Consider the following 17,054-nt stretch of genomic DNA (forward strand, 5'->3'; position numbering starts at 1 on the left):
CAATTTACTAAGAACGTTGTCGATTAAAGTTAAAGACAAGCAGCGAATTTAATAAAAAGTTTTTAATATTTATTATTTTAGGAGATCCACCATGCCTGTAACTAACTTAGCGGAACTTGATGCTCTGGTAGCACGCGTTAAAGCAGCACAAGAAGAGTTTGCAACATTCTCTCAAGAGAAAGTAGATGCAATCTTCCGTGCAGCGTCTCTTGCTGCTAACCACGCTCGTATTCCACTTGCACAACAAGCAGTTGCTGAATCTGGAATGGGTATTGTTGAAGATAAGGTTATCAAAAACCACTTTGCATCTGAATTTATCTACAACAAATACAAAGACGAAAAAACATGCGGCATCTTAGAAGAAGATGACAACCTAGGCACAATGACTATCGCTGAGCCTGTAGGTATCATCTGTGGTATCGTTCCAACAACGAACCCAACATCTACAGCAATCTTCAAATCTCTAATCTCACTTAAAACTCGTAACGGCATCATCTTTTCACCACACCCACGTGCGAAGAACTCAACGAATGATGCAGCGAAACTGGTTTTAGACGCAGCTGTTAAAGCTGGTGCTCCAAAAGACATCATCGGTTGGATCGACCAACCATCTGTAGAGCTTTCTAACGCGCTTATGAAGCACGACGGTATCGCACTTATCCTTGCTACTGGTGGTCCAGGCATGGTTAAAGCAGCATACTCTTCTGGTAAGCCTGCTATCGGTGTTGGTGCAGGTAACGTTCCTGTCGTTATCGATGAAACAGCTGACATCAAACGTGCTGTAGCATCTATCCTAATGTCTAAAACATTCGATAACGGCGTTGTATGTGCTTCTGAGCAAGCTGCGATCGTTGTTGGTGATGTATACGAAGAAGTGAAAGAGCGTTTCGCTTCTCACAAGGCTCACGTTCTATCTAAAGCTGACGCTGATAAAGTACGTAAAGTTCTGCTTATCGACGGCAACCTAAACGCTAAAATCGTAGGTCAACCTGCTCCAGCAATCGCTGAAATGGCGGGTGTTAAAGTGCCTGCTGATACAAAAGTGCTTGTAGGTGAAGGTCTTGGTAAAGTATCGATCGATGACGAATTCGCTCACGAGAAATTATCTCCAACTCTAGGTCTATTCCGCGCAGACGACTTTGAGGACGCCGTTGCTCAAGCGGTAACTATGGTTGAAATCGGTGGTATCGGTCACACATCTGGTCTTTACACTAACCAAGATACTAACGCAGACCGCATCCGTTACTTCGGTGACAAGATGAAGACGGCTCGTATCCTAATCAACATCCCTACTACTCACGGTGGTATCGGTGACCTGTACAACTTCAACGTTGCACCTTCTCTAACTCTAGGTTGTGGTTCATGGGGTGGTAACTCTATCTCTGAGAACGTAGGTCCTAAGCACCTTATCAACAAGAAAACTGTAGCGAAGCGAGCTGAAAACATGTTGTGGCACAAACTACCTAAGTCTATCTACTTCCGTCGTGGTAGCCTTCCAATCGCAATGAGCGACCTAGAAGGTAAGAAACGCGCATTCCTAGTCACTGACCGTTTCCTATTCAATAACGGTTACGCAGATGACGTAGTTAGGCTGCTGAAAGCACAAGGCATCGAAGTTCAAACTTTCTTCGACGTAGAAGCGGATCCAACGCTATCTGTTGTTGAGAAAGGCGCTGAAGCAATGAAGAGCTTCCAACCTGACGTAATCCTTGCTCTAGGTGGCGGTTCTCCAATGGATGCTGCTAAGATCATGTGGGTTATGTACGAGCACCCAGAAACTCACTTCGAAGAACTAGCAATGCGCTTTATGGATATCCGTAAACGTATCTACAAGTTCCCTAAAATGGGTCAAAAAGCTGAGCTTGTATGTATCACTACAACTTCAGGTACTGGTTCAGAGGTTACTCCATTCGCCGTTGTTACAGACGACAAGACTGGCGCTAAGTACCCACTAGCTGACTACGAAATCACGCCAAACATGGCTATCGTTGATGCGAACCTAGTAATGAACATGCCTAAGTCTCTAACAGCGTTCGGTGGTTACGATGCAGTAACTCACGCTCTTGAAGCTTATGTATCTGTTCTAGCGAACGAATACTCAGACGGTCAAGCTCTTCAAGCTCTTAAGATGCTTAAAGAATACCTACCATCAAGCTACAAAAATGGTGCGGCTGACCCAATCGCTCGTGAGAAAGTACACAATGCAGCAACGATCGCTGGTGTAGCATTTGCGAACGCATTCCTAGGTGTGTGTCACTCAATGGCTCACAAAATTGGTGCTGAGTTCCACCTACCACACGGTCTTGCTAACGCACTACTTATCTCAAACGTTGTACGTTACAACGCGAACGATAACCCAACTAAGCAGACTGCATTCTCTCAGTACGACCGTCCACAAGCACGTCGTCGTTACGCTGAAGTTGCTGACCACCTAGGCCTAAGCCAAGCTGGTGACCGTACTGCTCAGAAGATTGAACGTCTACTGACTTGGTTAGAAGAGCTTAAAGTTGACCTAGACATCCCACTGTCTATCCAAGCTGCGGGCGTTAACGAGTCTGACTTCATCGCAAAACTAGATGAGCTAGCGGTTGAAGCGTTCGATGACCAGTGTACAGGTGCTAACCCACGTTACCCTCTAATCACCGAGCTAAAAGAAGTTCTAACAACATCTTACTTCGGCCAACCATACGTTGAAGGTGAAACTTTCGAAGGTACTACAGTTATCCTTAAGAAAGCGGACCAAAAACCAGCTGAAGCGAAAGCGCCAAAAGCTAAAAAAGAAAAAGCTAACGCGTAATAAGTAAGCATTAGTTTTGAGATAAGTTTTCGCTAGCACGAACCTTATCTAATCGGGCAAAGAACAAAGCCCCAGTCGAGAGACTGGGGCTTTTTATATTTGTTTGTTTTTTTGGGTGATCTACTTAACGAAGGGTTATAGCTTTTTGCCTGCGCTACCCCGTAGGTTTAAGTTGCTTGTTTTTAATTTAAATGGGAGAGGAGTTAAACCTCAGCGGCAACTACTCGCCCACTGAAGTAGTCATTAGAGATGATGTATTCAGCGGTTCTGGTTAGCTCGTCTTGCAGCTGTGCCCAATGACAACGGTTGAACTTACCGTCGGCATTGTGAATAGCAGGAACAACACCACCTACACGGATATTAAACGGGGTTAATTCTTTGGCCCAGCTGTGGGTAAAACCCGTAATCATCGAGTTTGCACTCTCCAAGCCCGATACATCATGAAAGTCGTCGTGAGATATCACATTAACGATCACCCCCTCCTTATCCGCTTCACGTAATCTCTCTGCGCTAATCTGCCCAAATGCAAAAAGGGTCGACGCTTTCGAAGACAAATCCTCGATAAAGCTGCTGACTGGTTGGTCGCCAATCAGACTAGGCATTGGGGAGCTGATCCAATTATTTACTAATACATCAGGTGTGGTGTTGAAAGTGCGTTGGACAAAATCAAAGACATCTAATATGGCTTGATTATGGTTATCTTTGAGTTTGTAACGGTAGACGGAGTCTGAGACGCGAGAGCATTGGAGATAGGTTTCTTCAAGTGCTGTAGGATCCTTATCACAAAGGATAACAGTGGCTCCGAGGTTAACAAAGTGGTTCGCAATCGTCCCTCCTAAACGCGATCCTGCTGATGTCACCAATATGATTGAGCTTTTTATTTCCATCTCAGTACCTAAACAAATCGTCCATGTGGGATAAGGATGGGTTAAATTTTATACAATGGGTGTGAATTGGTTCAAACTAAGGTGTGCCAATTAATAAGTTTTTATGAACTTAGTGGCAAGTCACATTTTGTAGTAACTTCAAGAAGTAATCGACAACTCAAGTTTTGAGTTCACCCAAGGCCGGTGGTTCATATCACTCATATCAATCATTCTTAAACGTGAATGAAAGCGAGTACAGATGAATATAGAGCTAGAAAAGGAGAGTAAAGCTATACTTGAGCTTGAATTTGATACTGACGTTGGGCTGTAGATAACGCGTTATAGAGCGTGGCATGAGGCAGATCAGGGACATGCTTGTTCGCCAGCTTACGACGGTCGTGACCAGAAAGGTTTTGGTAAACCTCTTCCGGGAAGTCGGCGGTATCTTCAGGCCTAAAAGCGAGCGCTTCAGGTTTCAAATAATGGCTGAGCTTTGCGCTGGCGAGACTAGCTTGATGAAAATGGTCTGATTGTTGCGCCGAAATTTCATACGACGATTGGGTCGAACGCAGTTGTTGCGGCTCTGCTACGCCAAACTGGTTACGCAGGCGATCTTCACTTGTCTCTATAACTTGGAGGGTGTCGATGGGAGTGCAATCGCGCACATCATTAGAAAACATAGATAACAGCAACGAGAAATCGGCACGGCGACCTTGCTCAACCGCTTGGCTGATTCCGATGCCGAACTTCAGTTCGTTGATGACTCCTGCTTTGTCTAAAGTATGTATTTGCATGACGCCTCTCATTTGATACACCTTTAACGGCATGGAGTCAGCAAACTTTAGTCTTTAATTACAAGCGAATAGAGAATTTATGCAGGCTGGTTGAGAAAGGTAACCATAGGTTAAAAAAGCAAGCTTGATCGGTTACTTAGTTTTGTAATCTTCGTATGAACTAGAATACGGCAGATACAAAAAAGCTCACGCCGAGGCATGAGCTTTCAATAGGTAACTCGCTATAAATAGCGCAGCTTAAGTAATAATTACTTAGCTAGGTTCTCTTCTACGAAAGACCAGTTTACTAGGTTCCAGAATGCAGCCATGTAGTCAGGGCGAACATTGCGGAAATCGATGTAGTAAGCGTGTTCCCATAGGTCAACAGTTAGAAGTGGAGTAACACCTTCTTCTGTTAGAGGAGTAGCAGCGTTAGAAGTGTTAACGATGTCTAGAGAACCGTCAGCTTTCTTAACTAACCAAGTCCAAGAAGAACCGAAGTTGTTGATTGCTGAATCAGTGAATTTCGCTTTGAATTCTTCGAAAGAACCGAATGCAGCGTTGATAGCTTCTGCAACAGCGCCTGTTGGTTCACCGCCTGCTTTAGGAGCAAGACAGTGCCAGTAGAACGTGTGGTTCCAGATTTGAGCTGCGTTATTGAAAACACCACCCGTAGAAGTCTTAATGATCTCTTCTAGTGTTTTACCTTCAAACTCAGTACCAGGGATAAGGCCGTTTAGCTTAACAACGTAAGTGTTGTGGTGCTTACCGTGGTGGAAATCTAGCGTTTCTGCTGAAATGTGTGGTTCTAGTGCGTCTTTCGCGTAAGGAAGAGCCGGTAGTTCAAATGCCATTGATCAATTCTCCATTGATATGAAAGAGTTAACTCTTTCGATTGCTTCCAGTGATATTATTATTCATGGTTCGCTATACGGCTAACCATGGTCAATTTTCTGACTTGGGATATAGTTTAGCAAGTTTTTACTTTATTAAAAGCCCAATTCATCACTTTTATTTGAATTGCTAGCTCAGTTTTTTAGCCTTTTTTTTTATATGGTTTTTATTCTTTTGGTTTGGGGTAGAATAAAGGCAATAAAAGCCGTAATCCATCAACGAGGAAGCAATGGAAACTATCGATAAAATCAAACAGCAACTTGAAGAAAACACGATTCTACTTTACATGAAAGGTTCACCTAAGCTACCAAGCTGTGGTTTTTCTTCTCAAGCATCTCAAGCTCTAATGGCGTGTGGTGAAAAGTTTGCTTACGTAGATATCCTACAAAACCCTGATATCCGTGCAGAGCTTCCGGTTTACGCACAGTGGCCAACTTTCCCACAACTTTGGGTTGAAGGTGAGCTAATCGGTGGTTGTGACATCATTCTTGAGATGTTCCAAAAAGGTGAACTTCAGCCAATCATCAAAGAAGCGGCGGCTAAAGTTGCTGGCGATGACGCTGAGTAAGTTCTAGCCTTTGCGCTGAATAGTTAAAATGAGGGGCCTTAATCAGGCTCCTTTTTTATTGGAATTGATAGAAGAGTCGACTCGATAAGGAACGAACAATGAACGTAAAACTTCATTATGTGCATGATCCAATGTGCAGCTGGTGTTGGGGATACAAGCCAACGCTTGAGTTGTTGAAACAACAATTGCCTGCGAGCATTGAGTTTAACTACGTAGTGGGTGGCTTGGCGCCGGATTCTGATGAGCCAATGTCAGAAGAGATGAAAGGCAAGCTGCAAGCGATCTGGAAGCAGATCGAAGCTAAGCTAGGTACCGAGTTTAACCACGAGTTTTGGACTGAGTGCAAGCCTGTTCGCAGCACTTACCCTGCGTGCCGTGCTGTGATTGCCGCAGGTTTTCAAGATCACTACGAAGCGATGCTGGAAGCGATTCAACACGCTTACTACCTTCGTGCGATGTTGCCACACTGCCAAGAAACGCATATGCAGTTGGCTGAAGAATTAGGCATGAATGTACAACAGTTTGAAAATGACCTTTCTAGCAAGTTATTGGAAAGTGAGTTGGATGACCAATTAGGTTTTAAAGAAGCGATGGGTGTACATTCTTACCCGACCTTAATGCTTGAAGTGAATGGTATCTTTAGTGAAGTTGAATTGGATTATCAATCGACTGAAGTGACATTACGCTCAGTGAGAAGTGTGCTGGAAGAAAACCTAACACAAGGTTAGTCATCACTTTCATAAAATCAAAAGGCCGCTATATCGTTGTCTTACTCTAAGTGCTTAGTTAAAAACTAATTCTTAGTTGTCATCCGAGAGATAACGGCCTCTTTTATAAGTATTTACTTTCAATAAAATATCGAATTAAAGTAAGTGCTTACTAGCTGATAAATTGTTTAACTATCTAACTATGCGTTATTACAGTTTAGCTATGTATTATTTCAGCTAAATACAATGTAACTACAGCGTCATCGCTGCAATCCAACCGAATACGATCAGCGGGATGTTGTAATGCAGGAATGTTGGTACTACGGTTTCCCATACGTGCTCGTGTTGACCATCAGCGTTAAGGCCTGATGTTGGACCTAATGTTGAGTCAGAAGCCGGAGATCCCGCATCACCAAGCGCTGCCGCTGTACCTACTAGAGCGATCGTTGCCATTGGTGAGAAACCAAACGCTGCTGCTAGTGGAACGTAGATAGTTGCGAGGATTGGAATCGTAGAGAACGAAGAACCAATACCCATAGTTACCAGTAGACCAACAATTAGCATAAGCAGTGCTGCTAGAGGCTTGTTGTCACCGATGCTGGTTGAAAGCGCTTCAACTAAAGATTCAACGCCGCCAGTTTGCTTCATTACTGCTGCGAAACCTGCCGCTGCAATCATGATAAAACCAATCATTGCCATCATGTGAACACCCTTGGTGAAGACATCGTGTGTCTCTTTCCAAGCGATTACACCACCGAAAGTGAATACCATGAAACCAGCCAAAGCACCGATGATCATAGACCCCGTCGATAATTGAACCGTTAGTGCAGCAACGATACCTGCCGCCGCTACTAGGATGTGCTTCTTGTTGATCTCTTTTGTCTCAGTAGAAACAGCCGTATGAGACGTTTCTTTGTATTGGCGAGGCTTACGGTAAGTAAAAAACACTGCGGTAAGAAGGCCGAAGATCATGCCTGCTGCTGGTAGCAACATTGCCATAGGTACTTGGCTTGCTACAACGTTTTCAAGACCGTTGTCGTGAAGATTTTTAAGCAGGATGTTGTTTAGGAAGATGCCGCCAAAACCAATCGGCAACACCATATAAGGCGTAATCAGACCAAAAGTCAGCACACACGCAACCAGGCGACGGTCTAGGTTCATTTTTGCGAATACGCCTAATAGAGGTGGGATTAAGATTGGGATGAAGGCGATATGTACCGGAATCACGTTTTGCGAAGACATGGTCACTAAGATCAACGACGCAAGGATGCCGTATTTAAGACCGGTCGATGCCGCACTGTTCTCTTTACCGTGTATGCGTTTGATCACATTTTGAGCAAGGAGATCTGTGATTCCAGATCGAGAGATCGCAACAGCGAATGTACCAAGCATAGCGTAGCTAAGTGCGATCGTTGCACCGCCACCTAATCCACTTTCGAAAGCTGCTACAGCATCGTTCACACTCATACCAGAGGCTACGCCACCGATAATTGCGCTGAACGTAAGAGCAACGACAACGTTTACGCGCATCAAAGCTAAAACAAGCATGATGCAAACTGAAATTACAACAGGATTCATATTATTCTCGGGATGTTGTGTTTTTTATGAAGGTAGTACGAACAAACGTTTACCGACTTTATTTGTTATTCTTCGTCAACAAGCGGCCAACCACCAAGGGCTTTCCATTTGTTTACTATGCCGCAAAATAACTCTGTGGTTTTTTGCGTATCATACAAAGCAGAGTGTGCTTCTTTGTTGTCAAATTCCATCCCTGCAGTGCGGCAAGCTTTAGCCAAAACGGTTTGACCGTAGGCAAGACCACTAAGAGCTGCAGTGTCAAAAGTTGCAAATGGATGGAACGGGACGCGTTTAAGCTTACAACGTTCACTTGCCGCATTAACGAAGTTCAAATCGAATGTAGCATTGTGAGCGACCATGATTGCGCGACTGCAATCTGAAGCTTTTTGTTCTTTTCTCACTAGCTTATAGATTTCTTTAAGGGCTTCTTGTTCCGACACAGCACCACGTAATGGGCTAAATGGGTCTTTAATTCCGTTAAAGTCTAATGCTGCCTGCTCTATATTTGCGCCTTCAAAAGGCTCAATGTGAAAATGAAGCGTTGATGCAGGGTGCAAGTCTCCGTTCTCATCCATTTTTAATGTAATGGCACAGATTTCTAATAATGCATCGGTTTCTGCGTTAAACCCTGCGGTTTCCACGTCGATGACCACTGGAAAATAGCCGCGAAAGCGTTTTTTTAGGGTCAGAGCCTCGTTTTCTACAGTCATGTTAGCCCAAATAAGTGTGATTAAGCCTGCATTATTGCAGATAATAGCAGTGATAAAAACTAGGGAAGGGCAATAAATCATAAATTAGCCACCCCATTTCGGCTTGATAATTGCATATTTAAACGCGAGAGAAAAATGCGGCAATTGGCTGCATTGTTAAACGAATTGCTTAAGAGATACTCCACTTTATGAAGAAACAACTCATAACAGGTTCAATGCTATTTTCGCTACTTATGTCGTCATCGGTAATGGCACAAGAAAAGCGTTACGGAGCATCTCCTCAACAGTCAACGTGGGAGATGGTGGCAAACACGCCACTAGAATGCCGCTTAGTTCATCCAATCCCCAATTTTGGTGACGCTGAGTTTTCATCTCGCGCGAGTAAAAAAATCATTTTGGACTTTGAGCTTAAAATGCGCCGCCCAATGGGTGCGACACGCAATGTCAGCTTGATTTCCATGCCACCACCTTGGCGTCCGGGCGAAAGTGCCGATCGCATGACAACCATTAAGTTCTTCCAACAATTTGATGGATACGTAGGCGGACAAACGGCTTGGGGTATCTTGAGTGAGCTGGAGAAAGGGCGCTACCCGACATTCAGTTACCAAGAGTGGCAGAGCCGAGATCAGCGTATCGAAGTGTCGTTGTCGTCGGTGTTATTCCAAGAAAAGTACAATGTATTTAGTGACTGTATTGCAAACTTATTGCCTTACAGCTTTGAAGATATCTCTTTTACTATCCTGCATTACGATCGCAATAGCGATCAGTTGAATAAGTCGTCACGTAAAAGGCTAAGCCAGATCGCAGATTATGTTCGTTACAATCAAGATATCGACCTTGTGCTAGTCTCGACGTACACGGACTCTGCAGACAGTAAAAGTATTAGCCAGAACCTCTCTGAGAGAAGAGCTGAGTCGTTAAGAGAGTACTTCAAGTCACTTGGTTTACCCGGAGACCGTATTCAAGTTCAAGGTTATGGTAAACGTCGTCCGATTGCCGATAACAGCTCACCAATTGGTAAAGATAAAAACCGACGCGTTGTTATCTCTTTAGGTCGTACACAGGTTTAAGCTGAACGACCCTAAATGTAAAGAGACGGGCTTTTTTGTGCTTAAAATGGGGTGCTGAAATGTAGGCGCCTTAGCCACGAACAAACGATCTGAGTTTAATCAAAAGTAAACTTAATTTAGGCGAAAGCGGGCGATAATTTCACAGTTGGTTGCGGTATCTATTTTTTCAACCATAGAGGCAATTTTAGGGTTGGGATGGCGCTTCATGAAATCGATAAGTGCCTTTTTACAGCAGCCAATAGAGTCAATGAAGCTTGAACATTGCGTATTAGGGCATTGAGGAATAAGTGTCAGCACTTTTTCTGAAGCCAATTGGAGATATTTGAGTTCATAATCTGTCTCGCCAGCCCATCGCCAAAACTGGGCGAGATTATGGCAAGAGATGACTGAAATAAGTAAGCGTTCATCGGCTTGAATATCGGTACGCTCAGTGATTTTTTCGCTTAAGTTCAATGCCTGCTTATAGTGAAGAATACTTCGTACAGGATCGTCGAGTTGTAATGCCGTGTCGGCAAGTAACGTGTGTTTTTCCCATTCGCTAATCATTGTATGACCTCACTGGTTTAGAGAGGTTTAATTTAAATGATAATCATTATCATGTAAAGCTTATTAGATCGGATTGTTACAATAAATGATTGAGCGAAAAATATGAGCGATTGCAATAAACAAAAAGCGAGCACTATGCTCGCTTTCTACTATTGGTCAATCCACGTTTGAGGATTACTTTTCAAAGTCATCCTTGGTCTTTTAGGTTTAAATTAACCTTCTAAGCCCGCACTTGCTTGCTTGTTCTGAATAAGCTCAATCATGTAGCCATCTGGGTCTTTTACAAAGGCAATGTGTGTTGATCCTCCCTTAACTGGCCCCGCTTCTCGAGTCACATTACCACCCGCGGCTTTAATCGCATCACACGTTGTGTAGATATCGTCTACACCAATCGCAACGTGACCAAAAGCAGAGCCAAGGTCGTATTCAGACGTTCCCCAGTTGTAGGTAAGCTCAATTACAGCACCTTGAGATTCGTCACCAAAGCCAACGAAAGCTAGCGTGTATTCGTACTCTTTATTTTCGTTCTTACGTAATAGCTGCATGCCCATTACTTTTGTGTAGAACTCGATAGACTTATCTAGATCACCAACGCGTAGCATGGTGTGTAAAATACGACCGTTTGACATGATTTGCTCCTAGCTTTAACTATGTATACGTTTTGTAATTCTGTTGTTGTACCGCAAGAAGAGTGCGGCATTGTTTAGCTTCTTAGCTTCTTAGCTTCTTAGCTTCTTAGCTTCTTAGCTTCTTAGCTTCTTAGCTTCTTAGCTTCTTAGCTTTTTGATTAAACCTCATTAGTCTAGATGTCTGTTTTTTCTTTAAACTCGCACAGATCTTCAATGATACAGCTGCCACAACGTGGTTTACGCGCGACACAAGTGTAGCGTCCATGAAGAATGAGCCAATGATGGACATCCAGTTTGAATTCTTTTGGAATGACTTTGAGCAGCTTAGCTTCAACATCGTCGACCGTTTTGCCCATCGCTAACTTAGTGCGGTTTGATACACGATAGATGTGAGTATCCACGGCAATGGTTGGCCAACCGAAAGCGGTGTTCAATACTACGTTGGCAGTCTTACGACCAACGCCAGGAAGGGCTTCTAATGCCGCACGATCTTCCGGTACTTCACCATTGTGTAGGTCAAGCAGCATTCGACACGTTTTAATGGTGTTTTCTGCTTTTGAATTAAATAGGCCGATTGTCTTTATGTACTCTTTTAAGCCATCGACACCTAGGTCGAAAATCGCTTGTGGAGTATTCGCCACAGGGTAAAGTTTATCCGTTGCTTTGTTCACGCTGACATCGGTTGCCTGTGCAGACAAAAGTACGGCAATCAGCAACTCGAAAGGGCTGTTCCAGTTAAGCTCAGTCTCTGGCTTTGGGTTGTTCTCTCTTAAACGCTCAAGTATTTCTATTCGTTTTACATTGTTCATAGCGACATTACTTTCAAATAGTTAGGGCTTGAGTTTCGTTATTCAATTAACTCCGAATACTCAGGCTTTATCATCGGTTACGCGCTCTTATGAGCGTCATTATTATTTGTACTTGGTCAATCTATATAGCTGCTGAGCGGTTGAGCTTCTCAGCAGGGTTTTAAGCTACTGTAACTTATCAGGCATTGGTAACGCGAGCGCGTTCAATCGTTGGTTTTTCTTGTTTTGGCTGTCTAGATTTTACTTGGTTGTCGATGATGTTTTTCAAAGCAATCAAGAAACCAACACCAATAAAGGCACCAGGTGGAAGCAGAGCTAATAAGAAGCTGTTATCAAATTGGAATATCTGGATGCGTAACATTGAAGCCCAGTCACCAAGAAGTAGGTCGGCGCCATCAAACAGCGTCCCGTTACCTATCACCTCACGCATCGCACCTAACACAATCAGTACCGATGTCATGCCAAGACCCATCCAAAAACCATCTTGAGCAGCAGGCAACACCGCATTTTTTGAAGCGAATGCTTCCGCTCTGCCAATGATGATGCAGTTGGTTACGATCAGTGGTATGAAGATACCCAAAGATAGGTAAAGTCCGTACGCGTAGGCATTCATCAGAAGTTGGACACAGGTTACTAGTGAAGCAATGATCATCACGAATACTGGGATGCGAACTTCTTTCGGTACATGGTTACGAACTAAAGAGACACAAACGTTCGAACCGACCAGAACAAGTAACGTGGCAATGCCTAATCCAAGCGCGTTAGTCACGGTTGAGGAGACCGCGAGTAGAGGACATAACCCAAGAAGTTGCACTAGGGCAGGGTTATTGGCCCACATGCCATTTTTAATTAGTGTTTTATGTTCATTCATCATTCACCACCACAATTTAGAGGTTGAGCAAGCAATGCTTGGCGATTTTTATTAACGTATTCAACCGTTTGTTTCACTGACTTTACGACGGCTCTCGGCGTAATAGTTGCGCCGGTAAACTGATCGAAATCACCGCCATCTTTGCGAACCTTCCAGCGAGAAAGATTCGACTCAGTTACTTGCTTGCCTGCAAAAGAGAGAATCCAATCACTGACTCGCAGATCAATCTTGTCACCCAATCCCGGCGTTTCTTGGTGGGAAAGAACGCGAGTACCTAAAATAGTTCCGTCGATTTTCATCCCAACAATCACCTTGATTGCACCGTTGTAGCCGTCTGGTGCAATGGCTTCGATCGCGATTGCACTCGGTTCTTCGTTGAGTCTAGCAATGTAAGCTGGCATGGCTTGTTTGGTTCCAAGCGCCTCGGCTTCAACTAAGGTACAAGCTGAAAACAGCTCATTGTCATGTAACTCGTGTGGGATGACTTGGTTAAGTACTGATAGCAATTGAGCTTGTTCTTGCAGTGTTATCTGCTCTTTGGTTAGCTCGTGAGTCACCGCTACCAAACCGGTGGAAGCACACGCAAAAATAGCGAGTACAAGACCGTTTTTCTTAATTGCATTTAGCATGGTATCCGCTCCTTAGTGACCGTATGTACGAGGTTTGGTGTAGTAGTCAATCAGTGGAACACACATGTTGGCTAACAATACAGCAAACGCTACGCCGTCAGGGAAGCCACCCCAACTGCGGATGATAAAAACGAGAGCACCAATCAGGGCACCAAATACTAAACGGCCTTTCACTGTTGTTGAGGCTGAAACCGGATCGGTAGCAATGAAAAAAGCACCCAGCATGGTGGCACCAGACAATAGGTGAATGGTTGGAGAAGCGGTTTCTCCGGGAGTGAATATCAAGAACACTAAGCTAAATACAGTCAAACTGCCCAGAAATGCCACTGGGATATGCCACTGAATCACGCGTTGTTTAATGAGCACAAGGCCGCCGACTAGATAAGCAAGGTTCACCCATTCCCAACCTACACCAGCTAACCAGCTGAATTGTGGCTGAGACAGAGCTTCGGAAGCGGTGTTGCCTGCCGTTAATGCGGTTTTGAATGCATCGAGTGGTGTTGCCATTGTGGTGCCATCAATACCAAGACGCGCTTGTTGAAGAGATAACCCTTCATTGTTGAAGCCAGTAAAGATCATCAAAAATGAGTCAACAAAGCTCGTTGCTTCAGCCGTTAAACTGGTCGGTGCATTCCAACTGGTCATCTGGACTGGGAATGAGATCAGCAAAACAACGTAAGCGACCATCGCCGGGTTAAATGGGTTTTGTCCAAGACCACCATATAGGTGTTTCGCAATAATAATAGCAAAGAACATACCTATCACTACAATCCACCACGGTGAGTGCGGAGGAATAGCGATACTGAGTAGCCAAGCGGTCACAACAGCACTGTAATCACGCAGCGCCATCACTGACGGACGTTTTCTCAATAGCATTACGGCTGCTTCAAAGCTAACAGCAAGTGCGATAGCAAATACTAACTGGATGAGCGTACCCCATCCGAAGAAGTAGGTTTGAGCTAGTAGACCTGGCAATGCACAAATAGCGACCCATTTCATCAGATCTGGGGTGCTTCTACGATTGTGTGCGTGCGGTGAGCTGGCGATAAAGAAGGCCACTACTCTTTCTCCTCATTATTCTTTTTGTCTTGCTCTTGCTGCGCCTTTCTTGCTTTAGCACGAGCAATTGCGGCAGCAACAGCTGCTTTCTTAGGATCGACGGATTCTGATTGAGCTTCCGTTTCAATTTTATCTGCAGGTTCAGGAGCGGTTTCTTGTGCTTCGACCTGCTTAGCTTGTTGCGCTTTCTTCGCTTTAGCGCGAGCTATTGCGGCAGCGACGGCAGCTTTTTTTGGATCGACTGACTCTTGTTGAGTTTCAGCTTCAACGTCAATCACTGGCTCTGGAGCTTCTGCGGTTTCATCTTGCTTAGCTTGTTGCGCCTTCTTGGCTTTAGCACGAGCTATAGCTGCAGCGACAGCATCTTTCTTTGCGTCGCCAGAGCTTTTAACCGGAGCTTCACTTTCGGTTTGAGCAGCTGATTCCGCTTGCTGAGCTTTCTTCGCTTTAGCGCGAGCAATCGCAGCGGCGACTGCATCTTTCTTGGCATCACCAGTACTTTCAGCAAGAGCATCAGAAGCAGATTCCGCTTGCTGCGCCTTCTTCGCTTTGGCACGCGCGATAGCTGCAGCAACCGCATCTTTCTTAGCATCGCCAGAGCTTTCAGCTGGAGCATCAGAAGCAGATTCCGCTTGCTGCGCCTTCTTCGCTTTGGCACGCGCGATAGCTGCAGCAACGGCGTCTTTCTTAGTGTCGCCAGAGCTTTCGGTTGGAGCATCAGAAGTTGATTCTGCTTGCTGAGCCTTCTTCGCTTTAGCGCGAGCTATTGCGGCAGCGACTGCATCTTTCTTGCGATCACCAGAGCTTTTAGCCGGGGTATCAGCAGCAGCTTGTTGTGCCTTGCGTTCTCGAGCTTGTCGTTTACGCTCTTCACGTAGCTTCGACATTTCAGAGTTGTCTGGTTCAGCACCGTCTGCTTTCTGAGCCGCAGCTTGTTTCGCTTTTGCTTTAGCAATCGCAGCTGCAACCGCAGGTTTCACTGCTGGCTCTTCATTTGGAACCTGATCCGCAGCGGCTTTTTGTGCTTTAACACGAGCAATCGCGGCAGCAATTGCATCGTCACCGTCTGCCGCTTTCATGTCTTTGCGACGATTATCCGCGGCTTTCTTGAAGCGGTTTTCGCGTTCTGCCTTGTCACGCTCCATACGAGCGTTTTTCTCTTCGAAACGAACTTTGGCGCGCTCTGCGGCCGTCGCTTCGTCTTTTCTTGTTTTGATTTCGGCTTTTGCTTGGCGATAGTACTGAACGAGCGGGATTTCACTTGGGCAGACAAACGCACAAGCACCACATTCAATACAGTCTTTAATATTTAGCTCTTCGCACTTGTCCAGCTCATTGGCTTTCGCGTGCCATTGCAGCTGTTGAGGCAGTAGAGAGGCAGGGCAAGCTTCGGCACATGCACTGCATCGAATACATTCCATCTCGTAAGTGCTTGGTGAAATCTCACGACGCGTTGGTGCTAAAATACAGTTCGATGTTTTAGTGATTGGCACATTGGCGTGTGGCAGGGTGAAACCCATCATAGGGCCACCCAAAATCAAACGCGGCAGCTTTTTATCGGCTTTGTAGCCAAACTCTTCAAGCAACTCATGTACTGGTGTGCCGAGCAGCGCCCAAACGTTACGAGGCTGCTTAAAGGTTTTTCCGGTTAAAGTCACAACGCGGTTAACGACAGGTTCACCGTCGACTACTGCTCTTTTAATCGAGTAGAGAGAGCCGACGTTTTGAACCAATACACCAATGTCCGCAGGAATACCGCCAGCAGGCACCTCTTTGTTAGTGAGGATCTTGATGAGTTGCTTCTCACCACCAGAAGGGTACTTGGTTGGGATAACACGAATGACGATGTCTTTGTTTTTCGCTGCTATTTCAAGTGCTTTTATTGCATCAGGTTTATTGTCTTCAATACCGATAACGGTCAGCTTTGGTTGAAGGATATGTTCAACCACTTCAATGCCTTTTAATACTTCTTCGGCATGTTCTTGAAGTAACTTGTCATCAGAGGTGATGTAAGGTTCACATTCAGCAGCGTTGACGATCAAAATGTCGGTACGACCAAGGCCTGACTGAAGCTTTTTCGCGGTAGGGAAGCCTGCGCCGCCCATACCCGAAATACCAGCTTGGCGAATTACATCAAGCAGTTCGTCTGAGGTCTTGGTCGAAAAGTCTTCAACTGTTTTTTTTTCAATCCAAGTGTCTAAACCGTCAGGTTTAATAACCACACTGAGTTCGCTTAAGCCCGAAGGGTGAGCCGTGGTTCTTGGTTCGATAACGGTAATCACACCCGATGTTGGTGCGTGTACCGGCAACGTAAAACCCGTGTCCAAGGCTGTCAGTTGTTGGCCTTTTAGCACGGTGTCACCAGCAGCAACCAATAAGTTACCTGGCTTGCCGATGTGTTGTTTTACAGGAAGAACGATTTCTTCAGGAAGCCTTGCATGAACGATGTCAGTGGTATTGGATTGTTTCTTGTTTTCAGCAGGGTGCACGCCGCCCGGGAAGTTCCAAATAGAGCCCGTGCGAATTTGTTCAATTAAAGAGATCATAC

16 protein-coding genes are annotated in these 17,054 nt (G+C 44.9%); 4 read left to right on the forward strand and 12 right to left on the reverse strand.

Annotated elements, in window-relative coordinates; all coding sequences use genetic code 11:
* Positions 1 to 91 precede the first annotated feature (91 nt).
* The gene (adhE, locus tag OCU50_RS04355; protein WP_060467320.1) at positions 92 to 2,797 is read left to right on the forward strand and encodes a bifunctional acetaldehyde-CoA/alcohol dehydrogenase; all 2,706 of its coding nucleotides are present in this window, start codon (positions 92 to 94) and stop codon (positions 2,795 to 2,797) included.
* A gap of 203 nt (positions 2,798 to 3,000) precedes the next feature.
* On the opposite strand, the gene OCU50_RS04360 is transcribed toward adhE, so the two are convergent.
* The 3 genes from OCU50_RS04360 to sodB all read right to left on the reverse strand — a co-directional run bounded on the left by OCU50_RS04360 (position 3,001) and on the right by sodB (position 5,290).
* Entirely contained in the window at positions 3,001 to 3,684 is a 684-nt protein-coding gene (locus OCU50_RS04360; RefSeq protein WP_060467321.1) for an SDR family oxidoreductase, read from the reverse strand.
* A gap of 269 nt (positions 3,685 to 3,953) precedes the next feature.
* A complete protein-coding gene (locus OCU50_RS04365) occupies positions 3,954 to 4,457 on the reverse strand; it encodes a VC2046/SO_2500 family protein (protein ID WP_261809198.1) in 504 nt (167 codons plus the stop codon).
* A 248-nt stretch (positions 4,458 to 4,705) separates the two neighbouring features.
* Positions 4,706 to 5,290: a superoxide dismutase [Fe] gene (gene sodB, locus OCU50_RS04370; protein WP_010437112.1), complete on the reverse strand. Its 585-nt coding sequence runs from the start codon at positions 5,288 to 5,290 to the stop codon at positions 4,706 to 4,708.
* 269 nt (positions 5,291 to 5,559) lie between these two features.
* Between sodB and OCU50_RS04375 the strand changes: the two genes are divergently transcribed.
* Both OCU50_RS04375 and OCU50_RS04380 read left to right on the forward strand, forming a co-directional pair.
* Positions 5,560 to 5,898, forward strand: a complete 339-nt coding sequence (locus tag OCU50_RS04375) for a Grx4 family monothiol glutaredoxin (protein WP_017056493.1) — start codon at positions 5,560 to 5,562, stop codon at positions 5,896 to 5,898.
* 98 nt (positions 5,899 to 5,996) lie between these two features.
* Positions 5,997 to 6,626 carry a DsbA family protein gene (locus OCU50_RS04380; protein ID WP_060467323.1) on the forward strand — a complete coding sequence of 210 codons (630 nt, stop codon included), beginning with the start codon at positions 5,997 to 5,999 and terminating at the stop codon, positions 6,624 to 6,626.
* 231 nt (positions 6,627 to 6,857) lie between these two features.
* Here the strand turns inward: OCU50_RS04380 and OCU50_RS04385 are convergent, their stop codons facing one another.
* Both OCU50_RS04385 and rnt read right to left on the reverse strand, forming a co-directional pair.
* Complete coding sequence (locus OCU50_RS04385) at positions 6,858 to 8,183, reverse strand: Na+/H+ antiporter family protein (RefSeq protein ID WP_060467324.1); 1,326 nt, start codon at positions 8,181 to 8,183, stop codon at positions 6,858 to 6,860.
* Positions 8,184 to 8,248: 65 nt separating this feature from the next.
* Positions 8,249 to 8,893, reverse strand: a complete 645-nt coding sequence (rnt, locus tag OCU50_RS04390) for a ribonuclease T (protein ID WP_017061178.1) — start codon at positions 8,891 to 8,893, stop codon at positions 8,249 to 8,251.
* A 188-nt stretch (positions 8,894 to 9,081) separates the two neighbouring features.
* Here rnt and motY point away from each other — a divergent pair, with 188 nt between their 5' ends.
* Positions 9,082 to 9,963 (forward strand): flagellar protein MotY, encoded by an 882-nt coding sequence (gene motY / locus OCU50_RS04395; RefSeq protein ID WP_060467325.1) that lies wholly within the window; start codon positions 9,082 to 9,084, stop codon positions 9,961 to 9,963.
* Between the two features lie 111 nt (positions 9,964 to 10,074).
* On the opposite strand, the gene OCU50_RS04400 is transcribed toward motY, so the two are convergent.
* The 7 genes from OCU50_RS04400 to rsxC all read right to left on the reverse strand — a co-directional run bounded on the left by OCU50_RS04400 (position 10,075) and on the right by rsxC (position 17,052).
* A complete protein-coding gene (locus OCU50_RS04400; protein ID WP_017056498.1) occupies positions 10,075 to 10,509 on the reverse strand; it encodes a DUF2753 domain-containing protein in 435 nt (144 codons plus the stop codon).
* A gap of 212 nt (positions 10,510 to 10,721) precedes the next feature.
* Complete coding sequence (gloA, locus tag OCU50_RS04405; protein ID WP_060467326.1) at positions 10,722 to 11,138, reverse strand: lactoylglutathione lyase; 417 nt, start codon at positions 11,136 to 11,138, stop codon at positions 10,722 to 10,724.
* A 173-nt stretch (positions 11,139 to 11,311) separates the two neighbouring features.
* On the reverse strand, positions 11,312 to 11,947 hold the full coding sequence (nth, locus tag OCU50_RS04410) for an endonuclease III (RefSeq protein ID WP_060467328.1): 636 nt from the start codon (positions 11,945 to 11,947) through the stop codon (positions 11,312 to 11,314).
* Positions 11,948 to 12,125: 178 nt separating this feature from the next.
* Complete coding sequence (locus OCU50_RS04415; protein ID WP_029626991.1) at positions 12,126 to 12,818, reverse strand: electron transport complex subunit E; 693 nt, start codon at positions 12,816 to 12,818, stop codon at positions 12,126 to 12,128.
* Positions 12,818 to 13,447: an electron transport complex subunit RsxG gene (rsxG, locus tag OCU50_RS04420; RefSeq protein WP_060467329.1), complete on the reverse strand. Its 630-nt coding sequence runs from the start codon at positions 13,445 to 13,447 to the stop codon at positions 12,818 to 12,820. Before rsxG ends, OCU50_RS04415 begins: the two co-directional genes overlap by 1 nt.
* 12 nt (positions 13,448 to 13,459) lie before the next feature.
* Positions 13,460 to 14,506 (reverse strand): electron transport complex subunit RsxD, encoded by a 1,047-nt coding sequence (gene rsxD, locus OCU50_RS04425; protein WP_060467330.1) that lies wholly within the window; start codon positions 14,504 to 14,506, stop codon positions 13,460 to 13,462.
* Positions 14,506 to 17,052, reverse strand: coding sequence for an electron transport complex subunit RsxC (gene rsxC, locus OCU50_RS04430; RefSeq protein WP_060467331.1), 2,547 nt, complete (start codon positions 17,050 to 17,052; stop codon positions 14,506 to 14,508). The genes rsxD and rsxC overlap by 1 nt, the downstream gene beginning before the upstream one ends.
* Between the last annotated feature and the right edge of the window lie 2 nt (positions 17,053 to 17,054).

The organism is Vibrio toranzoniae, from assembly GCF_024347655.1.
Classification (GTDB): domain Bacteria; phylum Pseudomonadota; class Gammaproteobacteria; order Enterobacterales; family Vibrionaceae; genus Vibrio; species Vibrio toranzoniae.